Here is a 26976-nt window from a genome sequence, read left to right as displayed (position 1 = left end):
CATGGAACCTTCAGTATGGAGAAATATGGGGTTAAGAGATGATGAATATACACGAATAAAAGATTTACTTGGTAGGGAACCAAACTTTGTAGAGGTTGGCATCTTTGCTGTCATGTGGTCAGAACACTGCAGCTATAAAACCTCCAAACCTGTTTTAAGAAAGTTTCCCACAAAGGGCAAGCAGGTTATCCAGGGTCCAGGAGAAAATGCTGGTGTAGCAGACATTGGGAACGGACAGGCTGTGGTATTTAAAATAGAAAGTCACAATCACCCTTCAGCAGTAGAGCCCTTTCAGGGTGCTGCCACGGGAGTAGGTGGAATTGTACGGGATGTTTTTACAATGGGAGCCAGGCCAGTGGCCTTATTAAACTCTCTGCGTTTTGGCAGCCTGGATAATAATAGGACAAAATACCTGTTTTCAGGGGTTGTTTCAGGCATTAGCTGGTATGGCAACTGTCTGGGCATTCCAACTGTTGGCGGGGAAGTGTACTTTGACAAATCCTATGAAGGCAATCCCCTTGTCAATGCCATGTGTGTTGGTTTTATTGAGGCAAACAAGCTAAAGAAAGGACTGGCTGAGGGAATTGGCAATCCAGTAATGGTTGTTGGTGCCAGAACAGGCAGGGATGGTATCCATGGCGCAACCTTTGCATCAGCAGAGCTCACAGAAGACAGTGAAGAAAGTCGTCCCTCTGTTCAGGTGGGAGATCCCTTCATGGAAAAGCTGCTTCTAGAGGCATGTCTGGAAATCATTGAGGAAGACCTGGTGGTTGGCATGCAGGACATGGGAGCAGCAGGTTTGACAAGCTCTTCATCGGAAATGGCTTCAAGGGCAGGTACTGGGTTGGAGATAGATACTTCCTTAGTACCAGTTAGAGAAGAAAACATGACCCCCTATGAGATAATGCTGTCAGAATCCCAGGAAAGGATGCTTTTAGTTCCTAAAAAGGGAAGCGAAAAAAGGGTCCAGGAAATCTTCAAAAAGTGGGGCTTGAATGCAGTTACCGTTGGTTCAGTTATTAGTGAACCTGTGTTAAGGATAAAAGAGGGAGAAAGCATGGCAGCAGAAATACCAGTTGCAGCTCTGGTAGATGAAAGCCCAGTATATCATTATCCTGTAATAGCTCCAGACAGGGCTGGAAAGCTGGATTTAAACCTGGAACATATTGCCCAGCCTGAAGATTATAATGAAGCCTTCATGAGTCTTCTAACCTCACCAACCATTGCCAGCAAGGAATGGATATATGAGCAGTATGACCATGGTGTAGGAAACAATACAGTAGTGTATCCAGGTTCAGATGCTGCAGTAATGAGAGTTAAGGGTACAAATAAGGGCATAGCCCTATCTACTGACTGTAATGGCAGGTACTGCTACCTAGATCCCTATGAAGGCGGCAAAATTGCAGTTGCCGAGGCTGCTCGCAATGTTGTCTGTTCAGGAGCACTCCCCCTGGCTATAACTAACTGTCTAAACTTTGGCAATCCTGAAAAGGAAGAGATATTCTGGCAGCTGAGCAGGTGTATTGACGGCATGGCCGAAGCCTGTGAGTATTTTAATACTCCTGTGACAGGAGGAAATGTTAGTTTGTACAATGAGTCGCCCCAGGGTGCTGTACACCCAACACCTGTAGTAGGAATGGTTGGACTCTTGGAAAATATAGAAAATAGGATTACCCAGGACTTTAAAAAGCAAGGCTCAATAATTGTACTTCTTGGGGAAACCAGGGGCGAGCTGGGAGGAAGTGAATATCTTTATAAGGTGCATGGGTTGACTGCCGGCAAACCTCCAGCATTGGATGTTGAGACTGAGGGCAATTTGCACAAGGCGGTTCTGGAGGCAGTTGGGCAAAAACTACTCCTTTCAGCCCATGACTGTTCCGAAGGTGGGTTGGCAGTAACAATAGCTGAATCAGCTATATCTGGCAGCCTTGGAGTAAACGTAATCCTGCCTGCATTTAATGGCAGATTAGATGCACTCCTCTTTGGAGAGGATCAGTCAAGGATCATAACCAGTGTGGAGAATGATAAGATTTCCCAGCTGGAAGCTATCTGCAAAAAGCATAATGTACACTTTGCAGTAATAGGAGAAGTTTTAGGAGATATGTTTACAATAACAGTTCAAGGGTATGGTAAGGTTATTGACCTATCTTTACAGGATATGACTAAAGCCTGGCGGGAGGAGATACCATGTCGAATGAGCTAGATTTGCTGGACAAGCCAAGGGACGAATGTGGAGTTTTCGCCATATACTCTCCTAACTCTGATGTTTCTGCATTAACCTATTATGGTCTTTATGCTCTTCAGCACAGAGGGCAGGAAAGTGCCGGAATTGCAGTCTCTGATGGGAAGAAAATAAAGTTGTATAAAAACATGGGCCTGGTCTCTGAAGTATTTGATGAGGAAGTATTAGCCAGGTATACTGGCAAAATGGCAGTTGGTCATGTTAGATACTCTACAACAGGAGAAAGCAGCATCCTAAATGCTCAACCACTACTGTTTCACTACCTTCAGGGACAGGTAGCCCTGGTACACAACGGAAACCTGACTAACGCCAATCACTGGAGACATAATTTGCAGACAACTGGCTCAGTCTTTCAAACTACCAGTGATACGGAGGTTTTTGTAAATTTAATTGCAAGATACAGCCAAAACCCCATAGAAGAAGCCTTGATGAAATGTATGATTGATTTAAAGGGTGCCTATTCTTTAATAGTAATGACAGAAAACAAGCTGGTTGGAGTAAGGGACCCCTTTGGAATCAGGCCCTTATGTTTAGGACGATTAGGCTGTGATGGATACATTTTGGCATCTGAATCATGCGCCCTGGATGTTGTGGGTGCTGAATTTATAAGAGATGTGGAACCAGGTGAAATAATTGTAATTGATGAGACAGGCTATAATAGTATTAAGGTGCCGACAATGGGCAGGCATGCCCTTTGCTCCTTTGAGTATATTTATTTGGCAAGGCCTGATTCAATTATAGATGGAAAATCAGTAAATCTAGTCCGCAAGAGAATGGGAGCTATTTTAGCCCAGGAAAACAAGATAGAGGCAGATTTAGTTGTTCCTGTACCTGATTCAGGCATTGTGGCAGCCTTTGGGTATGCAGAAGGCTCAGGCATCCCCCTGGCTGAAGGATTAATGAAAAACAGGTACGTGGGCAGAACCTTTATCAAACCGTCCCAAGAGTTAAGAGAATTAAGTGTAAGATTAAAGCTTAATCCAATCAAGCCTGTTATAGAAGGAAGGGATATTATTCTGGTGGATGATTCCCTTGTTAGAGGAACTACAAGTAAAAAGCTTATCAGTCTTTTGAAAAATGCTGGGGCAAAAAAGGTTCATCTGGTAATAAGTTCCCCGCCAGTTTTGCATCCCTGTTATTATGGAATTGACATTGTTACACGGGAGGAGCTTATTGCAGCCCAGAATGAGATTGAAGGCATAAGAAAATATATAGGGGCAGATTCACTGACCTATTTAAGTTTAAAAGGTCTCCAGGAAGCACTGGAAGAGGAAAAGTTCTGCCAGGCGTGCTTTAGTGGAAAATACCCTGTAGAAATTCCTGACTGTATTGGGGGAATAGTTTCATGAAAAAGCCATTGGATTACAAGCAGGCAGGAGTAAATATAGAAGCCGGCAATGAAGCGGTAAGGCTTATTAAGGCTGATGTGGAAAGTACCTATCGATCTGAAGTAATATCTACCCTGGGAGGCTTTGCAGGGATGTTTGCCCTGGATGTTGGCAAATATAAGGAGCCAATCCTTGTGTCAGGAACAGATGGAGTAGGAACAAAGCTAAAGGTTGCAATTGAAATGGGCAGGCACAACACAGTTGGAATTGACCTGGTTGCTATGTGTGTCAATGATATTCTGGTCACTGGAGCAGAACCATTATTTTTCCTGGATTACCTGGCCATTGAAAACCTTGAACCTGCCAAGGTGAAAGAAATAGTTTCAGGTATTGTAGAAGGCTGCAAACAGGCTGGATGTTCTCTGCTAGGAGGAGAAACAGCAGAGATGCCGGGCTTTTACCACAAGGATGAATATGACCTGGCTGGTTTTGCTGTTGGTGTGGTAGAAAGAAGCAGGATTATTGATGGCTCCTCTATACAGGCAGGTGATCTGGTAATAGGCATCCCTTCCTCAGGACTCCATTCCAATGGGTTTTCTCTAGCCAGGAAAATACTTGAAAAATATCATATCCCTTTTAATAGGTTTAATGAAGATCTGGGCAAGACCTGGGGAGAAGCACTTTTAGAACCTACGAAAATATATGTTAAAGAAGTACTGCCCTTGTTGGACAAATACCCAGTTAAAGGCATGGCTCACATCACTGGTGGAGGGCTCCTGGAAAACTTGAACAGGTGCCTGCCAAAAAATATGGATATTGAATTAAAACTGTCTGCCTGGTCAGTACCGTCCATATTTACTCTTCTTCAAGAGTTAGGAAATGTCTATACCGCTGAGATGTATAGGACCTTTAACATGGGCATTGGTTACTGCTTGATTGTTTCCCAGGAAACTGCAAACGAGCTTTTTGCTCATGAAAATCTTCAGGAAACCCTTAAAGCAGCCATTATAGGTAAAGTAATACCAGGTAGGGGAGAGATAGTATGTCAAGGCCTTTAAGGCTTACTGTTCTTGCCTCTGGACGGGGGAGCAACCTGCAGGCCATAATAGATTCTATAGATACAGGCAGATTAAATGCCGCAATTGTAATAGTAATAAGTGATAATGAGGATGCTTTTGCATTAAAAAGAGCAGCTGCAAACAAGCTTCCCCATATTTTTCTTGATCCTGCAAGGGTTTCAAACAGCCAGGAGTATGATCTATTGCTGGCTGAAAAAATAAAACAGCAGGGGGTCGATCTGGTGGTCCTGGCTGGCTGGATGAGATTACTGGGCCAAGGCTTTTTAGATAAGTTCCCAGATCAGGTAATTAATATACATCCATCCCTGCTGCCTGCATTTCCAGGGTTAAATGCCCAGAAACAGGCCTTTGAGTATGGGGTCAAATATACAGGGTGCACTGTTCATTTTGTAGATGCAGGAGTGGATACTGGGCCTATTATTGCCCAACAGATAGTCCCCATTGACCCAGATGATACCCTGGAAAGTCTAACAAAGAGAATATTAATTGAAGAACATTTGCTTTATCCAAGGGTTATCCAGCTGTTTAGTGAAAACAGAATATACAAGGACGGTAGAAAAGTAAGGATAAAATAATAATGGGCACTAATGAAAAATAAACTTAAAGAGGTGGAAAGAAATGCCCAGAGCTTTAATAAGTGTTTATGATAAAAAGGGAATAGTTGAATTTGCCCAGGAGCTGGCAGCATTAGGCTATGAAATTATTTCCACTGGTGGTACATATAAGCTGCTGCAGGAAGCAGGTATAAAGGTAATTAAGGTAAGTGAAGTTACAGGGTTTCCTGAGATTTTGGAAGGCAGGGTAAAAACGCTGCATCCCAAAATTCATGGTGGGATTCTAGCCAGGGGTACCCAGGAACATTTAGAACAGCTGCAGGAGCATGACATTGAACTAATAGACCTGGTAGCAGTAAATCTTTACCCCTTTGAAAAAACAATTAGCAAACCTGGAGTAACCCTTGATGAAGCATTAGAGAATATAGATATTGGCGGTCCAACCATGGTCAGGGCTTCAGCAAAAAACTTTCCGCGTATTACCGTGGTGGTCAACCCAAATAGATATACAGACACAATAAAAATGCTCAAGGACAAGGGGGAAACCACCCTTGAGTTTCGCAGACAATTAGCAGCAGAAGCTTTTGCCCACACGGCAGAATATGACTCCATAATTGCTGGTTACTTAAACAGCAGCCAAACCACAGGGACGGTTCCTCTGGCTTGTTTTCCCCATCATTTCATTATCTCCGGAACAGATGGCAAGTCCTTAAGATACGGCGAAAACCCGCATCAAAGAGCAAATATATATACCATGGATAAAGAGGGGAAAGGTCTTGCAGATATAATACCCATTCAGGGCAAACCCCTTTCATATAACAATTATCTTGACACTCACGCTGCCTGGGGCTTAACTGAAGAGTTTGACTCTCCAGCAGCTGTTATAGTTAAACATAATAATCCATGTGGTGCTGCCATAGGTGACAATTTGCTTGCTGCCTATAAAAAAGCTTTAGAATGTGACCCTGTTTCAGCCTTTGGTGGAATAGTAGCCTTTAATCGAACTATAGATGCTAAGCTGGCAGATGAGCTTGTAAAAATGTTTTATGAGGTTATAGCTGCTCCGGATTTTTCTGCGGAAAGCCTGAAAATTCTTGCTGCAAAACCCAATCTAAGACTGCTTTCCACAAAAGGACTTTCTGGGGAGAGTGTGGAGATTAAATCCATAGGCAAGAGCATCTTGATTCAGGATTATGATAAAAGGGTTGAAGAATACCCCTTGGAAGCTGTTACAAATAAACATCCTGATAAAGAACAAATTGCCAACCTGATTTTTGCCAATAGGGTTGCTAAATGGGTAAAATCCAATGCCATAGTAATAGTAAAAAATGGTGCAGCCCTGGGTATGGGTGCCGGCCAGATGAATAGAGTAGGTTCAGCAAAAATAGCTTTAGAGCAGGCTGGTGAAAAAGCAAAGGGTGCTGTGTTGGCATCAGATGCCTTCTTGCCCTTTGCAGACACTGTGGAATTAGCAGCCAATTATGGAATAGAGGCCATAATTCAGCCTGGGGGCTCTTTAAAGGATGAGGAGGTTATCAAAAAGTGCAATGAGCTTGGCATAGCCATGGTCTTTACAGGCATCAGGCATTTTAAGCATTAATTATGACTTGTTTTTATTATTATCAATATTAACCTCAAATAAGGATACGGGACATCTTCATAAACAATATGCTCCTGTGTTCTGAATTGGCAGGTGCTGGGAGGTATTTGGATAAATGAATGTTTTGGTAGTTGGAGGAGGCGGCAGAGAGCATGCCCTGGTGTGGAAGCTGTCGAAGAGCCCGATGGTAGACAAGATTTACTGTGCACCAGGAAATGGTGGTATAGCAAATGAGGCCGTATGCGTCTCAATAGATATCCTGGATTTTGCTGGATTAATAGATTTTGCCAAAAGGAATAATGTTGAGTTAACCATAGTTGGACCAGAGGTTCCTTTAACTCAAGGGATTGTAGATGCTTTTGAAAAGGAAGGCCTAGCAATCTTCGGACCTTCAAAAATGGCCGCAGAATTAGAAGGCAGTAAAGCTTTTGCTAAAGACTTCATGAAAAAATATAATATCCCTACAGCTGAGTACAGTGCCTTTGCTAATTCTCATGAGGCAAAAGAATATGTAAGGAAGCTAGGTGCTCCCTGTGTGGTCAAGGCTGATGGTCTGGCAGCCGGCAAAGGGGTAATAGTGGCAATAACTGAAGAAGAGGCTATCCAGGCCATTGATGAGATAATGGAGGATAAAAGGTTTGGGGATGCCGGCAGGCAGGTTGTCATTGAAGAATTTTTGCAAGGGGAAGAGGTGAGCCTGCTTGCCCTGACAGATGGAAATACAGTTGTTCCCATGCTGCCTGCCCAGGATCACAAGCGAATATATGATAATGATCAGGGGCCAAATACTGGTGGAATGGGTGCCTATGCTCCCGCACCCATATGTGATGCTTCCATGCTTAAGTGGGTACAGGAAAATATACTTCAGCCTACTGTAGCTGGCATGAAAAGAGAGGGAAGGCCATTTAAAGGAGTCTTGTATGCAGGACTAATGATAACCAATAAAGGTCCAAAGGTGCTTGAGTTTAATGTGCGATTTGGAGATCCTGAAACACAACCCATTCTTTTTTTGCTAGAAAGTGACCTTGTTCAAGTCTGCAATTCAGTAATAAATGAAACATTAAGCCAAATTGATCTTAAGTGGCATCAAGGCCATGCGGTTTGTGTAGTCATTGCTTCAGGAGGCTACCCTAACGACTACGAAAAGGGTAAGCCTATAATCATAGGTGAAATGCCCGACTCTACAAAGGTATTTCATGCAGGCACAATGGTTAATAATGGCCAACTAGTTACTTCTGGAGGCCGCGTACTTGGAGTAACCTCCAGGGGAGAAACCCTGGACCAGGCAATAAAAAATGCATACAAATCAATAGAAAAAATCTATTTTCCTGATATGCATTTTCGAAGGGATATAGGTGCAAAGGCTCTTGGTTAAAGTTAACTAAGAGCCTTTTTTAATTCAATCCACCATTGTTTCTATTTACTTTGGTTAGCCTTTCGAGGATATTTTAACCATAGTGATGCTAGACCTAAAATTGCCATAATACTTAAAAGAATTATCATCCCGTCTTCTATACTTTTAGAGATTGATTTAATCAACATTGTGAAGGTTAATTCTACTTGACCACCCAGATATAAAATAGCTAGTGCCCATGTAAAAATGCCCAAAAAAGTAAGGCAGAAATACTTTAAGAAGTTCATTTTATAAATCCCTGCCAGATAAGAAATATAGTTTCCTACTGCAAAAGGCCTTGTTAGTAAAACAGAAACCTCTCCGTATTTTGTAAAAACATCTTCTCCCTTGCTGAGATATTTTTCAAATCTTGGGCTGATTCTGGGCAAAAACTTACCATATTTACTCCCAATAAAATAAGGAATGCAGGAAGCTATAGTGTATGGAAATGCAAAAAAACTTGCTGCCATAAGCATGTTGGGGTTCTTAGTGTTGATGATATGACCAATATATAATACAAGGGGTTGGCTGGGAAATGGCAAAGAAAGGCCTTCAACTGTTCCGCTTAGTATAAGGCCCAAATACCAATGGGCAGCAATAAAATTTATGTACTGAATTAAAGAATCCAATTAGATCTTCTCCTTTGTAATTCCATTAATTGCTGATTAAAGCATTATAAGCTTATTATAGATATTGACGGATATGCTTTGAAAAAAGTTTCACTTTTATATATACAAATAGAGAATTATTATTATAGATTTTTAACTTATGGGATATTTTTGCATTTCTCTATCTTAAAACCTGCATCTGAAATCATTTTTTCCAGGTTCAGCATGTGGGCAGATCCCACAAATACTGCACACCTGCCCTTTTCAATATATGGCAGCATGCGATGTAAGAAGATTTCATCTCTCCTGTTTATTACCATTTCTGTACGTGAAGGAAATTCAGCAGAGGTTCCCATCATTTTTGTCAAATTGCCCTTTAGATAGGCATCCTCGTGCTGTTTGATATAAGCCTTCCAGCGATGACATTCTTTAAAGAAATTGACAATGCGCTGGACAGGAATGCTTTCCAGGGTATCTATTTGCTCTGAGATAATTTCCATCCCAAAAACTATTTTATTCATTTCCCTTGCTATTTGCCAGGCTTCTAGATCAACAGATTGGTGCCAGCCATTTCGCCTTAAAAAGCTGCTCCAAATTGAAAAGAAGGCCATCCAGGGTCTGGTTTTAGACAGATAATAGGGGACATCAGGAATATCAGGATTTTTAGAATTCAATAAGCCCTTCCAAAGGTTCGGAAGCCCTATGACAGCCCTTTCAAGGCTTCTTATCTCTTTTTCGTTTAAGTAATCAATAATTCTGGGGGTATTGGGTTCAGGATTTTTACCCAAACTGTTAACCTGGTCTAAACTTACCTGATCCAGTGGGCCCTCAAAAATGACAGTATCTACCTTTTCAAACAATTTACGAAATGAGCTATCAAAGCTGTAACGGAAGAAATGTGCCGAGCCCCCAATCCATGACTGTTTATCATTTTTCTCAATCTCCCAGAGCATTTTAAAGGGTCTTTCATTGCTCATTTTCTCCATAAAAAGCTGCTGTTTAGACATGGGCTGCCCTTGTACAGGGGCCATGATTTGCAAAAGCTCTTTGCCGCTTAAGGGCACATCCTCTTCCCATACAGCCATTTGGTACGGTAAGGATGGGAAGCCTCCCCATTTAGTCTTGAAGCGTTTTATACCCTTGTTAACTCCCAGGCCTAAATGGATATAATCCTTGCCCTCTCTTCTAGCAATAGAAATCATCTCTTTAAAAAGAAGGTCAGCAGCATAAGGAGTATAATTATTTTTCGAATGGGCGCCTAATATGTAGCTGAGAAAACTCCCAGGAGCTAAATCTAAGAGAAGGCAGGCAGCCAGTTCATTATTTTCATCCCATGCATTAAGAAGGATCAGCTTGGAGTTGTCTGGGAAAAGGGACTCTGTGCCTTCATAGAGCCTGCGCACATTGGGGGCTAGTGGAGTACGGCCAACAAATTCAGCCCAGAGCCTCTTGTGTGCAGGGGTAAATTCCTTGTCTTCTTCAACCCTTAAAGAAGCTGCCGCCCGTTTTGTAAACCTTTCCATACCCTTGGGTATAGCATTTTTAGCAGGAAGGATGTAATATTGATCTATTTCTTGAAGATATGGCCTGAGACGTGCTGGTATGGACGGACTAATTGCTATACAATCTCTGGCCCTTGTCTGTTTCTGGGCCTCTTTGATTGCCTTATCGAAACCTTCAGGGTCATAAGAGCCTGTAACTGGATAGCCAACAGCCATAAGCAGCTTATTGCTAACAATAAACAAATAGGGACCTGCCATAAAAGCCGTTCCACCTGACATGGCCTGCATGAACAAAACTGAATGCTCAGGCACAACAGCTTTTTCCAATATAAGCTTAACCTCAGATTGGTTTAATGAAGCGTTACAGTTATTGGTACATAGACAATCCATTTTGCAGACCACCTCTCCTTGCTCTACCAGCCAAGCATAGCTCCTATATCACTATGAATTATATCAAGTCCTGGGTCTAACTTCAATTTGCAGATATAGTATTTTTTTACTAATCCCAATTGAAGGTTCCCATATTTTATTATTCTAATGCTGGAGGATTTTGCCTATTTATGTTGAAAAAGTAAATGGAATCATAATATATCAGGGGAAATGGTAATATTAACTGGAACTTTAATAGTAATTCTACTATGGTTGTTTGACATATTTGCATCGAAATATTCAAAAAATGACAGTGAACAATTTCTTTTAGAAAAAATGAACAGGAGAATGTTATGTCTAGCTTCCCCGCAAGGGGCGGTATGCTTTTAAAGCAAATCCAGATAAAGCTTAACAGCTTGTCTGATTTTCTCTTTAACCTCTTCACTTTGAATAAAACCACACTTATCATTTAAACGTTCTTTAGAAATAGATCGTATCTGATGTGCCATGACTATGGAAGAATTAGGAAGGTGTGAATCATTAGGTTCGAGTAATACCTCAATTGGATATACTTTTCTCCCTTGTTTATGAGAAGTTAAGCAGATAATAGTAACAATTGGAAGTGCTTGATTTACTGCTTCTTCAGAAATCACTAAAACAGGTCTAATGCCGGCTTGCTCTGAACCTTTAATAGGATTAAGATCAGCCCAAAAAATGTTCCATTGGTAATTCATCTATTTATTCTCCTTTGTGACTTCATAATCAGAATATGAAAAATCATACATTACACTATCCAGGTCCTCCATAAACATAGGGTCTTTTGAAGCTTCCTTCATTTGAATATATAAATTTTGTTTTTCAATAACCTTAACGTAGGATTCAATCGCTTCTTTTACGGCAGAATTTACCGATGGAACATGGCCTTCACTAGAGTATTTTTTTAGTTTATTAAGTAGTTCTATGGGTAGAGAAAATGTATAGTTTTTTATAGCTTTAGACAATGTAATCACTCCCAATACAATATTGTATAAGTATATTGTACAATAATAATGTTAATTATACAAATAATTACATTAACCGAATAAATAAAAAAATAAAATAGTGGGATGCCCACTATCAGTTAAATTTGATTTGAACAAAAATAAAACCTATAGAAACAAGGTTAATGGATTAAATATTAGCCCAAAATTTTTTCTCAGGAGAACGTGTATCTTCAACAAAGATTAAACCCCTGAGCAGGCTAAAAAGAGGATTATACATATGATAAATGGAATAGTAATTAATGAGGTTTTTCTTCTAATTCTTGAACTTTCCTTGAAAACCAGGAGACATGAAAATCTTCATCAATTAAATTTGACCATAAGAGGTTAAATAATTCAGGGTCTTTACCAGCCTTTAAGATAAAATCTTTATAATCGGATATTGCCTTTTGTTCTAAAAGAATATTAGCTTTTAACATGGGTAATATGCCGGCTGTGGAAACAATGTTTCCGCTAATTTTACCTAAAATTGGTGCCATGACATCTCCTAATATGGTAGGTTTGCTGCCAAGTTCCTTGATCTTTTCTGCAATATTATCAACGTGTTGTTGTTCAATATAAGCAGCACGTTCAAATACCTTGCTAAAATAGATGTCACCCACTCTTTTGCTTTGAGCCATATATAAATCAACTTGATTAAGTTCAAGGCTATAAAACCAGTTTAATTTATTTATAATTTGCTGCTGATTCAAGCATCCAACCTCCGGTTAAAAATTAACTTTAATTATATTATTGCCAATAATATAATCAAGTATTTAATTTGTATTAGGTTGAGTATGCCACATGGCTTTACCTATGTTTCTAATAAAAATTTTCACAGGGAGATTTGTTATGTATCGAAAAACTTACAGTGCTAAAGGGGCAGTATCCATTGGACCATACTCCCATGCTGTTGAAACTGGTGAGCTTCTTTACCTTTAGATGCTTTAGTAGAAATAGAAATGATAGCAAGGAAGTAATTAAGAAATATATATGTAAAAAAATATAACGGAGGGGTTTAATGTGATAATTACTACAACACCAGGTATTGAAGGAAAAAGAATTGTTGAATACAATTATTTTTTGCCCTTTTTAAAAATTTAAACTTTTAAGTTTTTAAAAAATCATATATTATTAATAGAAAAAGTTAAGGGTAATTCATTTGAACATTATGTCATAGACTTAAATGACATATTAATAAGGGGAGATAATTATATGCAAATTTCTATTCAAAAGACAACTAAACCTAAGCCTAAACCAGATCAAGACAATTTAGGATTTGGAAGGTACTTTTCTGACCATATGTTTATCATGGATTATGATGCAGAAAAGGGTTGGCATAGCCCAAGGATTACACCTTATGAACCACTGCAGTTAGACCCAGCAACGGCTGCGTTTCATTATGGACAAGCGATCTTTGAAGGGCTCAAGGCTTATCGCGCAGCAGATAATAGAATACTCCTATTTAGACCTGAAAAAAACATGGAAAGAATAAATATTACAAACAACAGAATGTGTATTCCACCTATTGATGTAGATTTCTGTCTAGAGGCCTTAAAGACGCTAGTAAGTATAGATCAGGACTGGGTACCAACAGCTCCAGGAACGTCGCTATATATTAGGCCATTTATCTTTGCAACAGATCCTTATCTGGGACTTAGACCATCTAGTAGTTTTAAATTCATGATTATACTATCCCCAGTTGGTGCCTATTATCCACAAGGTATCAACCCCATAAGTATTTATGTAGAGTCAGAATATACTCGTGCAGTCAAAGGTGGAACAGGTTTTGCAAAAACCTCTGGCAATTATGCTGCCAGCATGAAAGCCCAGGCAAAAGCAGCTGAGAAAGGCTTTGTTCAAGTTCTCTGGCTTGATGGTATAGAGAAGAAATATATTGAAGAGGTTGGAGCCATGAATGTATTTTTTAAGATTAATGATGAAATTATCACTCCAGCCCTTGAAGGAAGCATTCTTCCGGGTATTACAAGAGATTCAGTTATCCAATTATTAAAACACTGGGGCATGAATGTTTGTGAAAGAAGAGTTTCCATGCAAGAACTATATGATGTGTACCAAGCAAGAGCCTTAAAAGAAGCATTTGGAACTGGTACTGCCGCAGTAATATCACCAATAGGAGAGTTGAATTGGAATGGCATGAGTATAAAGATAGGTCAAGGAGAAATAGGAGAAGTATCTCTAAAGGTATATGACACACTAACTGGAATACAGACTGGTAGATTTGATGACATTTTCAACTGGACCTTAGAGGTCGAATCGGCCTTTAAATAGATAAAGTAGTAGAAAATAAATAAAACCCTATAGAGGATAAACTAATTAATCCTCAATAGGGTTGCTTATTGCATTATTTAACCAGTAGATGCCTGGCTTATCAAAAATAGTGGGAGTTGTCATGGTAATTTATACAATATTCAAGAGGATTTTTGCCTATTTACTATTTAGTTAAACTAAAATAGTAGTATAATTGTAATATTAATAGCTCTAATATATTAAGAAATTGTGTTTAGTCACATGAGGAGGTTTTTATGAGCTCAAAGTCTATTGTAGTTGATTTTATTAGTCAACAAAGCTTGGCTGTTGTAGGGGTTTCTAGTACAGGTAAGAAGTTTTCCAATAGAGTCTATAAGGACCTAAAGGCTAAAGGTTACAACGTCTATCCCGTAAATCCCAAGGCAGATGAAATTGACGGTAACAAATGTTATAAAAGCATTGAAGAATTACCACAATCTGTAGACAGCCTGTTAATCCTACTGCCTCCAAAACAAACAGAAAAGGTAGTAAAGGAAGCTGTGGCTGCAGGTATAAAACGTATTTGGATGCAGCAGGGCGCTGAAACCAAGGAGGCAATTGATTATTGTCGAGAAAATAATGTTAAGGTAATTCATAATGAATGCATATTAATGTTTGTAGAACCAGTCACATTTCCACATAATTTTCATAGGTATATATGGAAGTTAATTGGTAAAGAACCTAAATAGGGAGTTATTAGATTGATTAAATATGTGCTTTTTGATTTTGATGGAACCCTGGTTGATTCTAAAAACATAGTTATAGATGTGGTTAATCAACTTGCCGAAAGGCATAAGTTCAAGAGATTGGAAGAAAAAGACATGTACTGCTAAAGCAAATGTTACAGAAGAGAATGAGTTGGGTAATGATGTAATATACTAGCCATGGGTTGTTAAGAGAGGTAAGGGCATGTATTATGTATACATTGTAGAATGTAAGGATGGTACTCTTTATACAGGGTGTACACCAGATATCGAAAAGAGATTAAAAATGCATAATACAGGTAAGGGCTGTAAATATACCCGTGCCAGATATCCTGTTGTCATAAAGTATTTAGAAAAGGTTGAAACCAGGAGCAAGGCTTTACAGCGGGAATACTTTATAAAACAACTGTCCAGAGAAGATAAGTTGGCAATATTGAATAGTAAGTGAATGGATTGATTAAAGAAAAACCTTTTCCAGTGGACACTGAAAAAGGTTTTAATGTTTACCAGCTGTTTCTGCGTGGTTGATAACAGTCTTTACAATATACTGGCTTATCCCCACTTGGTCTAAAGGGAACAGTTGTAGATTTTCCACAAGAAGCACAAGTTGCAGGATGCATTTCTCTTTGCTGTGAACGACCGTAACCACCACCACTACCACTGCCACCGCCACGTCTATTTGATTTCATTTGAGCCTTTTTTGCTGAACGACATTCGGGGCAGCGTCCGGGTTCATTTTCAAATCCCTTTTCTGCATAGAATTCCTGTTCTGAAGATGAGAAAACAAACTCCTTGCCACAATCCTTACAACTCAGATTCTTATCAGTGTACATAAAAAAACCTCCATGTGTTTATTGCCCGGTAAAGCTAATCTAAAAAACACCCCAGACTATACAATCAAGGAGGTTAATGTTTATTACCTTAGCATTTTCTAGGCAAATCTAGTATAACCAATACCTAGCAAAAATAAAAGAGAAAAAACAACTATTACTGAATAAAAAATCTTTTTTTATTCAGATTATTGCTGATAATTGCTGTTAGTACTATAGTGCTAGATGAAATAGTATGCCCAGATAATGAATAATGGTTCCACCCAGAACAAAAATATGCCATATGCCGTGATTAAAGGGTATTTTCTTGCACACATAAAAGACTATCCCAAGAGTGTAGGTTAGGCCGCCTATAAGTAACCAGGCAAATAATCCAGGAGGTACGGTGTTTAACATGGGTTTAATAGCTATTACTATTAACCAGCCCATTATTACATATAGTAAAATTGACGAATGTCTTGATTTGCTTAGGGTAAAGGCCTTTAGGACAATTCCCAGTACCGCTAGGGACCAAATTAAAACAAAAATTATCCATCCCCAGGTTCCCTTCATTGCAACAAGGGCAATGGGAGTGTAACTGCCTGCAATGACCAGATATATGGATACATGGTCCAGAACCCTGAAAACCTGTTTACTCTTTTCATGAAAAATACTATGATAGAGTGTAGATGATGTAAAAAGAAAGAATAAGGTAAATCCGTAGATGCTGAAGCTTACTATCTGCAAAACATCACCATTGATGCTGGCAAAAGCAACTAAGATTACTAAAGCTGCAATACTTAACAAGGCACCAATGCCATGAGTTATACTGTTGAAGATTTCTTCCTTTATGGTGTACCTGTTTATCAATTTTTTATTATTTCCTGAGTTCATTAAAGAGTCGTATGTCATTGACCAACCACCCCTTTATTAGATATCAAATAATTGTAAACCTGTTCATTTTTATTATAAATAACCGTTTTGTAAATTATACTATAATTTGGAATGAAAATCTAATATGATCTATAAATCTTAATTTTAAAAAAGTCGATAACAAGGAGGAACATTTATGGACAAAGAGGCTTTTAAAAAGTATGGATATGAATTTGTGGACTGGGTAGCAGATTACATGGATGAAGTTCACAAATATCCGGTAAAATCCCAGGTCAACCCAGGAGATATTAAGGAGAAATTGCCCGGGAGTCCTCCCCATGAAGGGGAACCCATGGATAGAATTTTTGCCGACTTTAAAGATATTATCTTTCCAGGCATAACCCATTGGCAGCACCCCTCGTGGTTCGCCTATTTCCCGGCAAATAATAGTCCTCCCTCAATCCTGGCAGAGCTTTTGACTGCCGGTCTTGGGGCCCAGTGTATGATCTGGCAGACATCTCCCGCCGCAGCTGAACTGGAGGAAGTAGTTATGGATTGGCTAAAGCAAATGATAGGGCTGCCAGAAGATATGACTGGTGTAATACAAGACACAGCATCCACTGCCACCCTTTGTGCCCTGCTGTCTGCCCGTGAAGTTGCCACCAATTTTCAAGCAAACATCAAGGGTGCAAGGATGCCCTTGGCTGTATATGCTTCAGAGGAAACTCATTCAAGTCTAGAAAAGGGTGTAAAAATTGCAGGCTACGGTAAAGAATATTTGCGTTATATTTCCACTGATGAAAACTTTGCCCTTATTCCTGAAAAGCTTGAGGAAGCAATACAAAAAGACATTAAGCAGGGCATAAAACCCGCATTGGTTGTTGCCAATATAGGCACTACCTCCTCAACTGCCATTGATCCCCTTGAGGCCATTGGTGAAATTTGTAAGCATTATAATGTGTGGCTCCATGTGGATGCAGCCTTTGCAGGTACTGCAGCCCTGCTCCTGGAAAAAAGGGATATGTTAAAAGGTGCAGATAAAATAGACTCTCTTGTATTTAATCCTCATAAATGGATGTTTACTAACTTTGATTGTTCAGCCTATTTTGTTAAAAACCCAGAGCACCTTGTTAGGACCTTTGAAATCCATCCTGAGTACTTAAAGACAGGCCAGGATGCCAAGGTAAAGAACTATAGAGATTGGGGCATTCAGCTTGGCAGAAGATTTCGAGCACTCAAGCTCTGGTTTGTAATTCGCTCCTATGGGGTTAAAGGGCTGCAGGAAATGGTTCGGGAGCATCTGCGGCTGGCCCAGCTTTTCAAGAGTTGGGTTGAGGAAGACGAACACTTTGAAATTCTGGCACCTGTTAACGTCAGCTTGGTTTGCTTTAGATTGAAAAAAGCTGGTGCTTCTGAAGAAGAGCTTACTGATATTAATAAAAAGCTTTTAGACAATATTAACTCCACAGGGAAGGTTTTTTTAACTCACACCTCCTTAAAAGGAAAATATACTATTAGAATGGCTATAGGGGTTAGAGCAACCCAGGAAGCCCATGTTGTGGAAGCCTGGAAAATTATTAAGGAAAAAGCTCAAGAAATACTTGGTCAAAGCTAAATGAAGCTAGACGTCAGGTTATCAGTTGTTTTTTGGTACCCCTTGGTTATGAGTGTAATTTGGGTTGGAGGAGCCTTATTGTTTTATATTAGAAGGGAAAGAAAGCCACCATTACCCTTATATGAAACACCCTTTGTAACCATTATTGTTCCTTGTTATAACGAGGAAGGAGCTTCCCCCAGCCCGTTAGCCCAACAGAAAAAGCAATCTATTTTAATCTTGATGAAGCAACAATTAAGGATTTACAGGATGCAAGGATTATAAATCTAGACAAAACCATTGTGTAAAATCCTCGGCTATAAATAGGAATAATTTTCTTAAAGGCCTTTTGCTGTCATTGTCGAATATTCCCGATACGACCTAAATATTACAGCAAAGGGAGGAATGTAATTGAAAAAGAAATACTTTACATTAGTGCTGGCTGTGGCCATGCTTTTAGCAATGCCCATGGTATCGGTAGCACAAACAGCAGGCACTGACAGTAAACAATCTAGTTGGCTGGTACATATTGTGCAGCCAGGGGAAAGCCTATGGCTAATCAGCAACCAGTATGGAGTTAATATTGATACGCTAAAGAGGATAAATGGCTTACAGTCTAATATAATTTTAAGTGGGCAGCGTCTTGCAGTAAAGCTGGTTAGTGACAATCACAGTTTCTTTTTTTACACAGTAAAGCCTGGTGATACACCATGGTTAATAAGTCAAAGATTTGCAGTCTCACATAGAAATCTAATGGATATTAACGGTTTAAAAGAAAACTCAACAATATATCCTGGACAAAGCCTTAAGATACCCACAGCAGTACAGTTTTCCAATGTGCCCAGGCAGGATGCACCCTCTGTGTCTAGAGGAGGAACAAATGATAGACTCAGGGTAACTTATACAACACATACAGTACAGAGGGGAGATACCCTTTGGACAGTTAGTATCCAATATGGAATCCCCATGCAGGAATTACTAAAGGTTAATAATCTGACTGAGAGGCATCAGATACATGTTGGGCAGAAATTAACTGTACCGGTATATAATATACCCATCAAGCCTACTGTAAGTTCAAACCATGGTGAGCTTTTAGACTGGTGGACAGAGGCTCAATATGTTTGGCCCATTGGAACAGTGGCAACAATAACTGACTTTTACACTAAAAAAAGCTGGAAGGTAATTCGTTCCTATGGAGCTTTCCACGCAGACGTGGAACCTCTAACAGCAGCAGATACCAAAATTATGAGTGAAGTATGGGGTGGAAAATGGAGTTGGGCGGAAAGACCTGTAATAGTAGAAGTGAAAGGTCGTAAAATAGCAGCTTCAGCAAATGGTATGCCCCACTCTATTCAGGAAATCAAAAACAACAATTTTAATGGTCATTTTTGCGTGCACTTTCTAAATAGCCATCGGCATAAGGATAATACACCCAGCCTGGCTCATCAAAAAAATGTGCGTATAGCTGCCGGCAGATAACAAAACCAATACTATGAGACAATACTATAAGAGAATACTATGAGAGGCCGCCGAAAAAATAACGGCGGCTTTTCTGTGACCTTATTGTCTTATTAGATAATTACTAAAAACTCTTTTAATAAAGCTGTAATTAGTGTATATTTATATGGAAAACTCTGCTTTATTGTAAGATAAACCAGTAGTGTTGCATAAAAATTTTCTAACATTGTCAAACCCAGAAAATAGCAATAATTAACTATGGATAATTAAGCTAAATATGTTTAAATTTAACAATTAAATTTCCTGATCAAATTGCCAAAAAGGCGAAGTAAGGGGTAGTCCTTATCCACATTTTGACAGTATGCGCTTTACAGTAGTACTGGGTCATAAGTAAGATCATCTAAATGATCTGATTCGCCTGCTATCACCTGCCTTAGAGTCATTTTGTAAGTTAGTTCGTGGTCAATTTTTCGTCGCCCCTTCGAGGTCCGCTTAGGTTTTCGATGAAGCTTGCGAATAAATGTACTAAATGCTTCTAATAAGCAAGTGATTAGCATTCTTTTAAAATTTAGCATTAAACCCTGATAGCCAGTTTTTAATTTAAGCAGCATCAGCAAGCAATGTGTTATTAGTGCTATTAGTATCTGGTTTTCCACTGCCTGGGGACTTTGCCCATAAAAGTGCTTAATGCAAAACTGCTGTTTGAGCCATTTGAAAAATACTTCTATTTGCCAGCGATAGAGGTAAATACTACTTAACTCATCTACAGATAGTTCTAGCTTATTCGTTATGATAATTATCTTATTGCCTTTACTGTCTTGTGTCTCTATAAGCTGTAGGGGATGCTCCATTTTTGTAGAGCCATCTTTACCAAGGCGTACTAGCTGATGTTTTGTTATGTTACCAGAGGTTGGATAATCTTCTATTACTTCTACTATTGCATTGCTTTTTAAGCGACTGACGAAGTAAATACCCTCTTTACAGTATGCATCAAATTTCTCATAATCAACATACGCCCTGTCAAAAACATAGATGGTTCCTTGTTCATAGATTATCATATCATCCATCATGTTTTTATCTGCAGGCTTTGCTGGTGTAACTATTGCTTTTTCTGGTATAACCACACCATTGCAGAATTCAAGTAGTAAATGAAGCTTTATCCCTGCTTTAGTTTCTCTGAATTTAGCCCATCTAAACTGGGATAAACATAAGCTTATGGTTCTAGAATCAAGTATTAGCAACCGTCCCATTTCTTGACGTATTCTATCATGACCAAGTTCTTTACCAAGTTGCGTAGTGATATTTTTGAATAAATAAGCTACTACCTCTACTGGTAGATCTCTTAATCTACGAGATATTTGTGAAGGACTAAAGGATTCACAATCAAAAGCTTCGCAAAATTCATCATTATTAAAGTCCTTGCTGATATCTCTTAAGCTAGCTCTTTGATTAATCTGAGAATTGGCTAGCAGTTCAATAAGTTCTACTGTAGATAACTTTTTTAAATACTTATCTACCTCCATGTCTGACAGCAAATTTAAAAATTTTTCATTAATTATAGGACTAAACAGTTGCAAAAAAGTGGATTTTTTGATATCCTTGCCTTGCATTTTATAACTCCTTTATATTAGGGATTTGGCAAGGACTACCTTGTTATCTCTATTATAAAGGATTTTTTAATGCAAATACAGCAAAATATCTATTTTATCTTCTTAATTCGCAGCATTTCTTTGATTATCAAAATTTATTATAACTTGACAAATTCTAAATGTTTTTTTGCAACGTTACTGAAGATAAACATTAAAAATTGACGAATTTTCTGGTCTGGGCAATAAAGTAAAATATAATTTGGTGTTGGTTTATTGAAAAACATGTATACTTTTCTTTGTATACCACAAAATATTTTTAAGGCAAAAGAAGTACTTCTTTTGGAAAGGGGTAAATATGAAAATAAAGCCTATTAACAAGAAATTAAAGCTCTATGGTTTTAATAATCTTACAAAGACACTAAGCTTCAATTTTTATGATATATGCTACGCACTGACCCCTGAGCAGCGTCAGGAATACATAGAATATATTGATGAAGAATATAACGCCGATCGCCTGGTCCATATCTTGAACACTGTGGCTAAAATAATTGGTGCCAATGTTCTTAACATTGCTAACCAGGACTATGAGCCACAAGGGGCTAGTGTTACAATGCTTGTTGCAGAAAACCAGGTTATATGTGATGACAGCATTAAAATATATGATAATGAATCGCCAGGTCCCGCATCTGAAGCAATTGTAGGTCATCTGGATAAAAGCCATATAACTGTTCATACATATCCTGAGAGCCATCCCGATAGAGGTATCAGTACCTTTCGTGCTGATATAGATGTATCCACCTGTGGCGAAATATCACCTCTAAAAACCCTTAATTACTTAATAACCAGTTTCGAACCAGACATAGCTATCATAGACTACAGGGTTAGGGGCTTTACCCGTGATGTAAATGGGAAAAAGTACTTTCTGGATCACAAGATAAACTCCATTCAGAATTTTATGACGGGTAAAACCCGACAAATGTATCAGATGATTGACGTTAACGTATACCAGGAGAATATCTTTCATACCAAGATGATTTTGAAAGAATTTGACCTGGACCACTATCTATTTGGAGTTGCCAAAAAAGACCTGCAATCACTAGAAAAGAAAAAAATCAAGCAGAGAATCAAAAAAGAAATGTTGGAGATATATTATGGTCGAAATATAGCCAAGTTTAAAGGATAAAAGAATTCAATGGAAAGGGGATTAAAATGTTACCAGTTCCAAAGAAATATTTTTTAACTAGTGGAAGTTCAGAAGGTGCAACGGAGTTAACTGCGTTTGATGGAGCCCTTTTAAAGGCGGGCATTGGAAATATAAACCTTTTAAAGGTCAGCAGTATTCTGCCACCAGGTGCCCAGTACTGTGCTGAACTAGAACTGCCCTTAGGTGGCTTGGTGCCAACTGCCTATGGTTCAATAGTTTCAACGGAACCAGGTGTTACCATAGCTGCGGCAGTGGCAGTTGGCAGAACCAAGGATTCTATTGGGGTAATTATGGAATTGGTTGGCAAAATGAGCAAGGATGAAGCTGAAGAGAAAATAATTAAAATGGTTAAGGAATCCTTTAAGATGAGGGAAATGGAGTTAAAGGACATATCAGTTTCATGTGTTGAACACACTGTTAAGAAAATTGGCTGTGCTGTTGCTGCAGTTCCCATGTGGTTTTAATTAAACATTTATTATAAAGAAAACTTGGCTTTCGCCAAGCCTTTTGGCGTCAGCGAAAGCCTTAGTTGCGTCAGTAGTTCTAGCATTTTTAATGCGTAGAAATACCAGTCCCTTTGGGGCACTTATACTATCTACATTTAAAAGTTATACTCTCTGATAGTGGAACAAATAGAAACTGACCTTCAGAGTGTGAAGGTCAGTTTTGCTTTTTTCATATCTCCATCTAGCCATACCTTTTACGCTTTAAGATTTGCATCGGTGGGAGGTTTACTTGAAAGAGATGTAACTGCATGTTTAATTAGAACTAGAGCCAGTACAAATAGGGCAATTCCCAATACCACCAGAATATAGTTTCCTGAAGCAAAGTTGCTGCGTACCAGGAAGAAAATGGCTGTAAGGGTTGCTGCAAACATGAATATTGTTGGTACTACTAACATTATATAGTTTTTGCCAGACTTTTTTAGCCACACAGCCACTGTAATAAGTGCCAGGGCTGCTAAAAGCTGGTTAGACGAACCGAACATTGGCCAGATTATATTCCAGCCGTAGAATGCCAGGGTTCCACCCAGGGCTACTGTGATGCCTGTGGCCACAAAACGGTTGGTCATAACAGATTCTTCTTTGCCAGCCTCCATAAAAAACTCCTGGAAGATAAAGCGTCCTAAACGGGTAGCAGTATCCAGGGTAGTTAAAGCAAATGCCGATAATGCTAAAGCGCCAAATTGCTTACCTACCGCATGGCTTATGCCAAGGGATGTTAAAAAGTAACCAATACCATCAGCGAAAACATTAATAGGTCCGCCTTGCAGCAACTCTGTTAGTCTGGGTCCAATAATATAGGCAGCAGTGATCAAGGCAACAAGTGCTAAAACACCCTCTATCATCATAGAGCCGTAACCTATAAGTCTTGCGTCCTTTTCACTTTCTAACTGCTTGGATGTGGTCCCGGAACCAACCAATGAATGGAAGCCTGAAATTGCACCGCATGCTACTATTACAAAGAGCATGGGGAACAGGTACATGTTATTAACATAGAAGCCCTTGTAAGGAGCAAGCTCAAGGGTGGGATTTAAGATGATAATACCAATAACAGCTCCAGCTAATATAGCGTAAAGCAGGAAGGAGTTCAAATAATCTCTGGGCTGCAGCAGCAGCCATACAGGCATTACCGATGCAACAAAAATATAAAATATTAAGATGTAAGCCCAGGTAGTAAATGGCAGGCTCAGAGGGAAGATCTGGCCTATATAGATACATAGTAAAAGCAAGGCTATGCCAATAACACTTCCCAGCCCCAGACCAAATTTTTTGGTGTTTAAACCAAAGCCAAACAGCATTGCTAAAAAGATAAACAGTATAGAGGCTGTTCCTGCTGAGGGAACTGATACAAAGGTGTTGGCTGTAATATTAAGGAATGCAGCCACAACCAGGATAAGGGTTAGCCAGGCAAACAGGGCAAAGAGCTTCTTCCCTGTTTTTCCTATGTTAACCTCAATTACTTCACCTATTGATTTTCCCCCGTGTCTAACTGATGCTAAAAGGGAGCCGAAGTCATGCACTCCTCCAACAAAGATAGATCCTATGATGACCCACAAGGCTACAGGGACCCAACCAAAAATACTGGCCGTTATTGGTCCAACTATAGGCCCTGCTCCGGCTATGGATGAAAAGTGGTGTCCCAAAAGCACAGGAGCTTTTGCGGGACAGTAGTCTACACCGTCATATTTGGAGCAGGCAGGAGTTTTTCTAGTGGGGTCAATTCCCCATTGTTTAGCTAGCCATGCACCATAAGCAATGTAAGCTATCAAGAAGCAGACAATACCAATGAAAATCAGCACTAATGCGCTCACTGTTTACTTAACCTCCTTTATGGTATCATGTTATATTTATCATCTATAAACAAGCCTTCAAAAAATTTTTGCACCTCCTTTCCTGAAGTGTTGCAGATTACCTGGCTAGATGATAAATCTATTACAATTAATCTTATTTCAGCCCAGCCAAACAAGTATAGTTTGAAAACTTTTTTATAATTAAATTTTTTGATTGCCCTAATTACCTCTGCTGGAACCTTGCGGCTGGTAACAATCACCCCAGTAATTACTGTTTTCATATGATCTGGATGGGGTTTAACCAGCTTATCTAAAGCGATTTTTAATGCTTCCACCATCTGATTCAGACAAAACATGTCAGTATATTCAAAATATTTTGCAAAACAGTGCTCTTCGTTATCTAGGCGCCAGAGAGTTATTTTTTTGCTTCCAAAGTATTTTTGATTTGTCTGGTAAAAATGGGCATATAAGTCCATTTCTAATTCAGAAAGATATGGGGGCTCTTTTAGATCATGATATCTCTGGAATAGTTCTCTAAGATTGTTTAGACACATATTTTTATCCATGATAAATCCACCATAGTTTAATTTGTTTAAAAATGCTGCAAAACTAATTTTAGTGTTAATTTTATTTCGGCACAACCTGTAAATATTCCTTCAAAAAATTTCAGTAAATTTGGAGAAATTATTCACACTTAAAACCGATGACAACAAGATCTTTCATAAACCAAAAGCCTTTTAATAAAATGCTGATCTCATCTTTTACAGGTACCAGTGAGGGAGAAATGTATACTATAACTTCCTCAACATTTATTATCTTATAGTTGTCTTTACTTTTTTGGGGTTCACCTACTTCCACGGTAGGCATTCTCATGCCGCCATGTCATCCCTTGCCGATTCTCATGCAGTTAATGGTAATTTTGCCTCCTAGTTTCTTGATATAATCCATTGCTTTTTCTTCAATAATTATTTTCACGTTAGCACCTCCTTTCCCCAAAAAAACATGTCTAAGGCATATAATTAAACAAACAATATCTAACTGTACTAATACTTATACCATATATTAATGTTATAGACGAGAAAAATTAAGTAAATTAAGTGAAGAATAGTTATTCTCAGAAGAATTAGTTAAACTCCAATAAATACATAAAAACTGACCTAGCTGTGTGTGAAGGTCAGTTGTTGTATTTCCTCAGTCAAGTATAAAGATTTCCCTTGCAGTGCCCTGCATTGGGTATGACTCTGCCAGTGGACCGGTAGACCATACCTTGACCATTTGCCCCTCTTCCAGATCATCAAAGGTTAATTTTTGTTTCCCCTGCTTGATTATAGTTTTATCATTGACGGTAAAACTAATTGCCAGCTTGCCCTGCTCAAACCATTCATCATAGCTGGTATTCAAATCAACAATACCCTCCACCACTAAAATTGATTGTTCAGTTATTGAGTAAATTATACCTGTAATGTCAGGGTCCTTTTCTGGTTTTGAAGAACAGGAAATAACTATTAAAGGTAGAATTACTAATATAACCAAGGCAACAATCTTGTTTTTCATTCTCATCATCTCCTCTAATTCTTGTTTGTTACTTATGTTTATTAGACGAGGAAAAAAGCCTGTAGGTTCCATAAATTATTAAAACTAATCCATAAGGGGGAATACCATTATGCAAAGGGCAGAAAATATCATTACAAAGGCCGTTGATTTTATCCTTAATAATCCTATGAACTATATAGAAGAATTAGACAAACTGCAGATATTTGAGGGACCACTATTTGGCTTTGCCAATCCCAGGGATGAGCTTTTTGAGAAATTAAAGGAAGAAGACATTATTGGTCTGCATCATATTGAACCTGAGCAGTGGCTGCCAGGAGCTCGGACAGTAATATCATACTTTCTTCCCTTTAGCCATGGTGTTAGAAAATCCAACAGGGTCTCAAGGGAACTCCCATCCACTGAGTGGCTCTATGGAAGGATTGAGGGCCAGGCACTAAACAATGCTCTGGCCAGCTATTTAGTAAGAGAATTGGAAACCATGGGTGGCAAAGCCATATACCCGGCTTTGGATCCACGCTTTACCGTATTAAATAAAAGAAGCAGCTGGTCAGAAAGGCATGTTGCATTCATTGCAGGGTTAGGAACCTTTAATCTCGGCAAATCCTTTATAACGGAAATGGGCTGTGCCGGAAGGTTAGGCAGTGTTGTTACAACTGTTGAATATCCATATACTCAAAGACAGTATAAGGATATATACGAGTACTGCAATTTTTGTGGTGCCTGCATAAAAAGGTGTCCGGCTTTGGCAATTTCAAAGGACGGCAAAGACCACGATTTATGTTCAAAATATATAGATGAAATTATACTGCCTCGCTATAAACCTAGATATGGGTGTGGCAAATGTCAGACAGGCGTGCCCTGTGAAAATCTAATTCCCAAAAAAATAGATTAAGT

The 26976-nt window shown here is 39.0% G+C and carries 28 protein-coding genes; 16 read left to right on the top strand and 12 right to left on the bottom strand.

Annotated elements, in window-relative coordinates:
* Nucleotide 1 precedes the first annotated feature (1 nt).
* From purL to purD, 6 genes are all read left to right on the top strand, one after another.
* Nucleotides 2-2203 (top strand): phosphoribosylformylglycinamidine synthase subunit PurL, encoded by a 2202-nt coding sequence (gene purL, locus K364_RS0104195; protein ID WP_028306968.1) that lies wholly within the window; start codon nucleotides 2-4, stop codon nucleotides 2201-2203.
* Nucleotides 2188-3591 (top strand): amidophosphoribosyltransferase, encoded by a 1404-nt coding sequence (purF, locus tag K364_RS0104190; protein ID WP_028306967.1) that lies wholly within the window; start codon nucleotides 2188-2190, stop codon nucleotides 3589-3591. The genes purL and purF overlap by 16 nt, the downstream gene beginning before the upstream one ends.
* Nucleotides 3588-4628 carry a phosphoribosylformylglycinamidine cyclo-ligase gene (gene purM / locus K364_RS0104185; RefSeq protein WP_028306966.1) on the top strand — a complete coding sequence of 347 codons (1041 nt, stop codon included), beginning with the start codon at nucleotides 3588-3590 and terminating at the stop codon, nucleotides 4626-4628. Before purF ends, purM begins: the two co-directional genes overlap by 4 nt.
* Entirely contained in the window at nucleotides 4613-5224 is a 612-nt protein-coding gene (gene purN / locus K364_RS0104180) for a phosphoribosylglycinamide formyltransferase (RefSeq protein WP_028306965.1), read from the top strand. The genes purM and purN overlap by 16 nt, the downstream gene beginning before the upstream one ends.
* Nucleotides 5225-5267: 43 nt before the next feature.
* Nucleotides 5268-6803 carry a bifunctional phosphoribosylaminoimidazolecarboxamide formyltransferase/IMP cyclohydrolase gene (gene purH / locus K364_RS0104175; RefSeq protein ID WP_028306964.1) on the top strand — a complete coding sequence of 512 codons (1536 nt, stop codon included), beginning with the start codon at nucleotides 5268-5270 and terminating at the stop codon, nucleotides 6801-6803.
* A gap of 115 nt (nucleotides 6804-6918) precedes the next feature.
* A complete protein-coding gene (gene purD / locus K364_RS0104170) occupies nucleotides 6919-8178 on the top strand; it encodes a phosphoribosylamine--glycine ligase (RefSeq protein ID WP_028306963.1) in 1260 nt (419 codons plus the stop codon).
* Nucleotides 8179-8219: 41 nt separating this feature from the next.
* Here the strand turns inward: purD and K364_RS0104165 are convergent, their stop codons facing one another.
* From K364_RS0104165 to K364_RS0104140, 5 genes are all read right to left on the bottom strand, one after another.
* The gene (locus K364_RS0104165) at nucleotides 8220-8825 is read right to left on the bottom strand and encodes a DedA family protein (RefSeq protein ID WP_028306962.1); all 606 of its coding nucleotides are present in this window, start codon (nucleotides 8823-8825) and stop codon (nucleotides 8220-8222) included.
* A gap of 137 nt (nucleotides 8826-8962) precedes the next feature.
* Complete coding sequence (locus K364_RS22805; RefSeq protein ID WP_207640826.1) at nucleotides 8963-10696, bottom strand: TraB/GumN family protein; 1734 nt, start codon at nucleotides 10694-10696, stop codon at nucleotides 8963-8965.
* Nucleotides 10697-11061: 365 nt separating this feature from the next.
* Nucleotides 11062-11409: a type II toxin-antitoxin system PemK/MazF family toxin gene (locus tag K364_RS0104150; protein WP_028306961.1), complete on the bottom strand. Its 348-nt coding sequence runs from the start codon at nucleotides 11407-11409 to the stop codon at nucleotides 11062-11064.
* Nucleotides 11410-11676 carry a hypothetical protein gene (locus K364_RS0104145; protein ID WP_028306960.1) on the bottom strand — a complete coding sequence of 89 codons (267 nt, stop codon included), beginning with the start codon at nucleotides 11674-11676 and terminating at the stop codon, nucleotides 11410-11412.
* A gap of 278 nt (nucleotides 11677-11954) precedes the next feature.
* Nucleotides 11955-12407, bottom strand: coding sequence for a ferritin-like domain-containing protein (locus K364_RS0104140; RefSeq protein WP_028306959.1), 453 nt, complete (start codon nucleotides 12405-12407; stop codon nucleotides 11955-11957).
* A gap of 502 nt (nucleotides 12408-12909) precedes the next feature.
* Between K364_RS0104140 and K364_RS0104125 the strand changes: the two genes are divergently transcribed.
* The 4 genes from K364_RS0104125 to K364_RS0104110 all read left to right on the top strand — a co-directional run bounded on the left by K364_RS0104125 (nucleotide 12910) and on the right by K364_RS0104110 (nucleotide 15156).
* Nucleotides 12910-13986, top strand: a complete 1077-nt coding sequence (locus K364_RS0104125; RefSeq protein WP_028306958.1) for a branched-chain amino acid aminotransferase — start codon at nucleotides 12910-12912, stop codon at nucleotides 13984-13986.
* A gap of 254 nt (nucleotides 13987-14240) precedes the next feature.
* The gene (locus K364_RS22800; protein WP_084295479.1) at nucleotides 14241-14693 is read left to right on the top strand and encodes a CoA-binding protein; all 453 of its coding nucleotides are present in this window, start codon (nucleotides 14241-14243) and stop codon (nucleotides 14691-14693) included.
* Nucleotides 14694-14705: 12 nt separating this feature from the next.
* The gene (locus K364_RS26080) at nucleotides 14706-14837 is read left to right on the top strand and encodes an HAD hydrolase-like protein (protein WP_084295478.1); all 132 of its coding nucleotides are present in this window, start codon (nucleotides 14706-14708) and stop codon (nucleotides 14835-14837) included.
* Nucleotides 14838-14913: 76 nt separating this feature from the next.
* Complete coding sequence (locus tag K364_RS0104110; RefSeq protein ID WP_028306957.1) at nucleotides 14914-15156, top strand: GIY-YIG nuclease family protein; 243 nt, start codon at nucleotides 14914-14916, stop codon at nucleotides 15154-15156.
* A 55-nt stretch (nucleotides 15157-15211) separates the two neighbouring features.
* Here the strand turns inward: K364_RS0104110 and K364_RS0104105 are convergent, their stop codons facing one another.
* Together K364_RS0104105 and trhA are read right to left on the bottom strand one after the other, a co-directional pair.
* Nucleotides 15212-15541 carry a zinc-ribbon domain containing protein gene (locus K364_RS0104105; protein ID WP_028306956.1) on the bottom strand — a complete coding sequence of 110 codons (330 nt, stop codon included), beginning with the start codon at nucleotides 15539-15541 and terminating at the stop codon, nucleotides 15212-15214.
* A gap of 210 nt (nucleotides 15542-15751) precedes the next feature.
* Nucleotides 15752-16429 (bottom strand): PAQR family membrane homeostasis protein TrhA, encoded by a 678-nt coding sequence (gene trhA, locus K364_RS0104100; RefSeq protein WP_242841649.1) that lies wholly within the window; start codon nucleotides 16427-16429, stop codon nucleotides 15752-15754.
* Between the two features lie 157 nt (nucleotides 16430-16586).
* Here trhA and K364_RS0104095 point away from each other — a divergent pair, with 157 nt between their 5' ends.
* The 3 genes from K364_RS0104095 to K364_RS0104085 all read left to right on the top strand — a co-directional run bounded on the left by K364_RS0104095 (nucleotide 16587) and on the right by K364_RS0104085 (nucleotide 19463).
* Nucleotides 16587-18005, top strand: coding sequence for a pyridoxal phosphate-dependent decarboxylase family protein (locus tag K364_RS0104095; RefSeq protein WP_028306954.1), 1419 nt, complete (start codon nucleotides 16587-16589; stop codon nucleotides 18003-18005).
* Nucleotides 18006-18083: 78 nt separating this feature from the next.
* Nucleotides 18084-18269: a hypothetical protein gene (locus K364_RS0104090; RefSeq protein WP_028306953.1), complete on the top strand. Its 186-nt coding sequence runs from the start codon at nucleotides 18084-18086 to the stop codon at nucleotides 18267-18269.
* A 126-nt stretch (nucleotides 18270-18395) separates the two neighbouring features.
* Nucleotides 18396-19463, top strand: a complete 1068-nt coding sequence (locus tag K364_RS0104085; protein ID WP_028306952.1) for a LysM peptidoglycan-binding domain-containing protein — start codon at nucleotides 18396-18398, stop codon at nucleotides 19461-19463.
* Between the two features lie 347 nt (nucleotides 19464-19810).
* Here the strand turns inward: K364_RS0104085 and K364_RS0104080 are convergent, their stop codons facing one another.
* Complete coding sequence (locus K364_RS0104080; protein WP_028306951.1) at nucleotides 19811-21052, bottom strand: IS4 family transposase; 1242 nt, start codon at nucleotides 21050-21052, stop codon at nucleotides 19811-19813.
* Nucleotides 21053-21386: 334 nt separating this feature from the next.
* On the opposite strand from K364_RS0104080, the gene speD reads away from it, so the two are divergent.
* Entirely contained in the window at nucleotides 21387-22214 is an 828-nt protein-coding gene (gene speD / locus K364_RS0104070; RefSeq protein WP_028306950.1) for an adenosylmethionine decarboxylase, read from the top strand.
* A 26-nt stretch (nucleotides 22215-22240) separates the two neighbouring features.
* Nucleotides 22241-22699 carry a pyruvoyl-dependent arginine decarboxylase gene (locus tag K364_RS0104065; protein WP_028306949.1) on the top strand — a complete coding sequence of 153 codons (459 nt, stop codon included), beginning with the start codon at nucleotides 22241-22243 and terminating at the stop codon, nucleotides 22697-22699.
* A 236-nt stretch (nucleotides 22700-22935) separates the two neighbouring features.
* On the opposite strand, the gene K364_RS0104060 is transcribed toward K364_RS0104065, so the two are convergent.
* From K364_RS0104060 to K364_RS0104040, 4 genes are all read right to left on the bottom strand, one after another.
* Nucleotides 22936-24549 (bottom strand): carbon starvation CstA family protein, encoded by a 1614-nt coding sequence (locus K364_RS0104060; RefSeq protein WP_028306948.1) that lies wholly within the window; start codon nucleotides 24547-24549, stop codon nucleotides 22936-22938.
* 17 nt (nucleotides 24550-24566) lie between these two features.
* The gene (locus K364_RS0104055; RefSeq protein WP_028306947.1) at nucleotides 24567-25094 is read right to left on the bottom strand and encodes a DUF8052 family protein; all 528 of its coding nucleotides are present in this window, start codon (nucleotides 25092-25094) and stop codon (nucleotides 24567-24569) included.
* Nucleotides 25095-25212: 118 nt separating this feature from the next.
* A complete protein-coding gene (locus K364_RS27520; protein ID WP_264175342.1) occupies nucleotides 25213-25503 on the bottom strand; it encodes a CC/Se motif family (seleno)protein in 291 nt (96 codons plus the stop codon).
* Nucleotides 25504-25719: 216 nt separating this feature from the next.
* The gene (locus K364_RS0104040) at nucleotides 25720-26082 is read right to left on the bottom strand and encodes a DUF3221 domain-containing protein (protein WP_028306945.1); all 363 of its coding nucleotides are present in this window, start codon (nucleotides 26080-26082) and stop codon (nucleotides 25720-25722) included.
* 109 nt (nucleotides 26083-26191) lie between these two features.
* On the opposite strand from K364_RS0104040, the gene K364_RS0104035 reads away from it, so the two are divergent.
* Nucleotides 26192-26974: a 4Fe-4S binding protein gene (locus K364_RS0104035; RefSeq protein ID WP_035267886.1), complete on the top strand. Its 783-nt coding sequence runs from the start codon at nucleotides 26192-26194 to the stop codon at nucleotides 26972-26974.
* Nucleotides 26975-26976: the final 2 nt, after the last annotated feature.

Source organism: Desulfitibacter alkalitolerans DSM 16504, assembly GCF_000620305.1.
In the GTDB taxonomy this organism is placed as follows: domain Bacteria; phylum Bacillota; class DSM-16504; order Desulfitibacterales; family Desulfitibacteraceae; genus Desulfitibacter; species Desulfitibacter alkalitolerans.
Note: the sequence above shows the minus strand (reverse complement) of the source record. Positions and strands in the feature narration are given on the sequence as shown.

Coding starts and splice junctions, on each gene's coding strand:
- purL (WP_028306968.1), top strand. CDS start 2: ATGGAACCTTCAGTATGGAGAAATATGGGGTTAAGAGATGATGAATAT.
- purF (WP_028306967.1), top strand. CDS start 2,188: ATGTCGAATGAGCTAGATTTGCTGGACAAGCCAAGGGACGAATGTGGA.
- purM (WP_028306966.1), top strand. CDS start 3,588: ATGAAAAAGCCATTGGATTACAAGCAGGCAGGAGTAAATATAGAAGCC.
- purN (WP_028306965.1), top strand. CDS start 4,613: ATGTCAAGGCCTTTAAGGCTTACTGTTCTTGCCTCTGGACGGGGGAGC.
- purH (WP_028306964.1), top strand. CDS start 5,268: ATGCCCAGAGCTTTAATAAGTGTTTATGATAAAAAGGGAATAGTTGAA.
- purD (WP_028306963.1), top strand. CDS start 6,919: ATGAATGTTTTGGTAGTTGGAGGAGGCGGCAGAGAGCATGCCCTGGTG.
- K364_RS22805 (WP_207640826.1), bottom strand. CDS start 10,696: ATGGATTGTCTATGTACCAATAACTGTAACGCTTCATTAAACCAATCT.
- K364_RS0104150 (WP_028306961.1), bottom strand. CDS start 11,409: ATGAATTACCAATGGAACATTTTTTGGGCTGATCTTAATCCTATTAAA.
- K364_RS0104125 (WP_028306958.1), top strand. CDS start 12,910: ATGCAAATTTCTATTCAAAAGACAACTAAACCTAAGCCTAAACCAGAT.
- K364_RS22800 (WP_084295479.1), top strand. CDS start 14,241: ATGAGCTCAAAGTCTATTGTAGTTGATTTTATTAGTCAACAAAGCTTG.
- K364_RS0104110 (WP_028306957.1), top strand. CDS start 14,914: ATGTATTATGTATACATTGTAGAATGTAAGGATGGTACTCTTTATACA.
- K364_RS0104105 (WP_028306956.1), bottom strand. CDS start 15,541: ATGTACACTGATAAGAATCTGAGTTGTAAGGATTGTGGCAAGGAGTTT.
- trhA (WP_242841649.1), bottom strand. CDS start 16,429: ATGACATACGACTCTTTAATGAACTCAGGAAATAATAAAAAATTGATA.
- K364_RS0104095 (WP_028306954.1), top strand. CDS start 16,587: ATGGACAAAGAGGCTTTTAAAAAGTATGGATATGAATTTGTGGACTGG.
- K364_RS0104080 (WP_028306951.1), bottom strand. CDS start 21,052: ATGCAAGGCAAGGATATCAAAAAATCCACTTTTTTGCAACTGTTTAGT.
- speD (WP_028306950.1), top strand. CDS start 21,387: ATGAAAATAAAGCCTATTAACAAGAAATTAAAGCTCTATGGTTTTAAT.
- K364_RS0104065 (WP_028306949.1), top strand. CDS start 22,241: ATGTTACCAGTTCCAAAGAAATATTTTTTAACTAGTGGAAGTTCAGAA.
- K364_RS0104055 (WP_028306947.1), bottom strand. CDS start 25,094: ATGGATAAAAATATGTGTCTAAACAATCTTAGAGAACTATTCCAGAGA.
- K364_RS0104040 (WP_028306945.1), bottom strand. CDS start 26,082: ATGAAAAACAAGATTGTTGCCTTGGTTATATTAGTAATTCTACCTTTA.
- K364_RS0104035 (WP_035267886.1), top strand. CDS start 26,192: ATGCAAAGGGCAGAAAATATCATTACAAAGGCCGTTGATTTTATCCTT.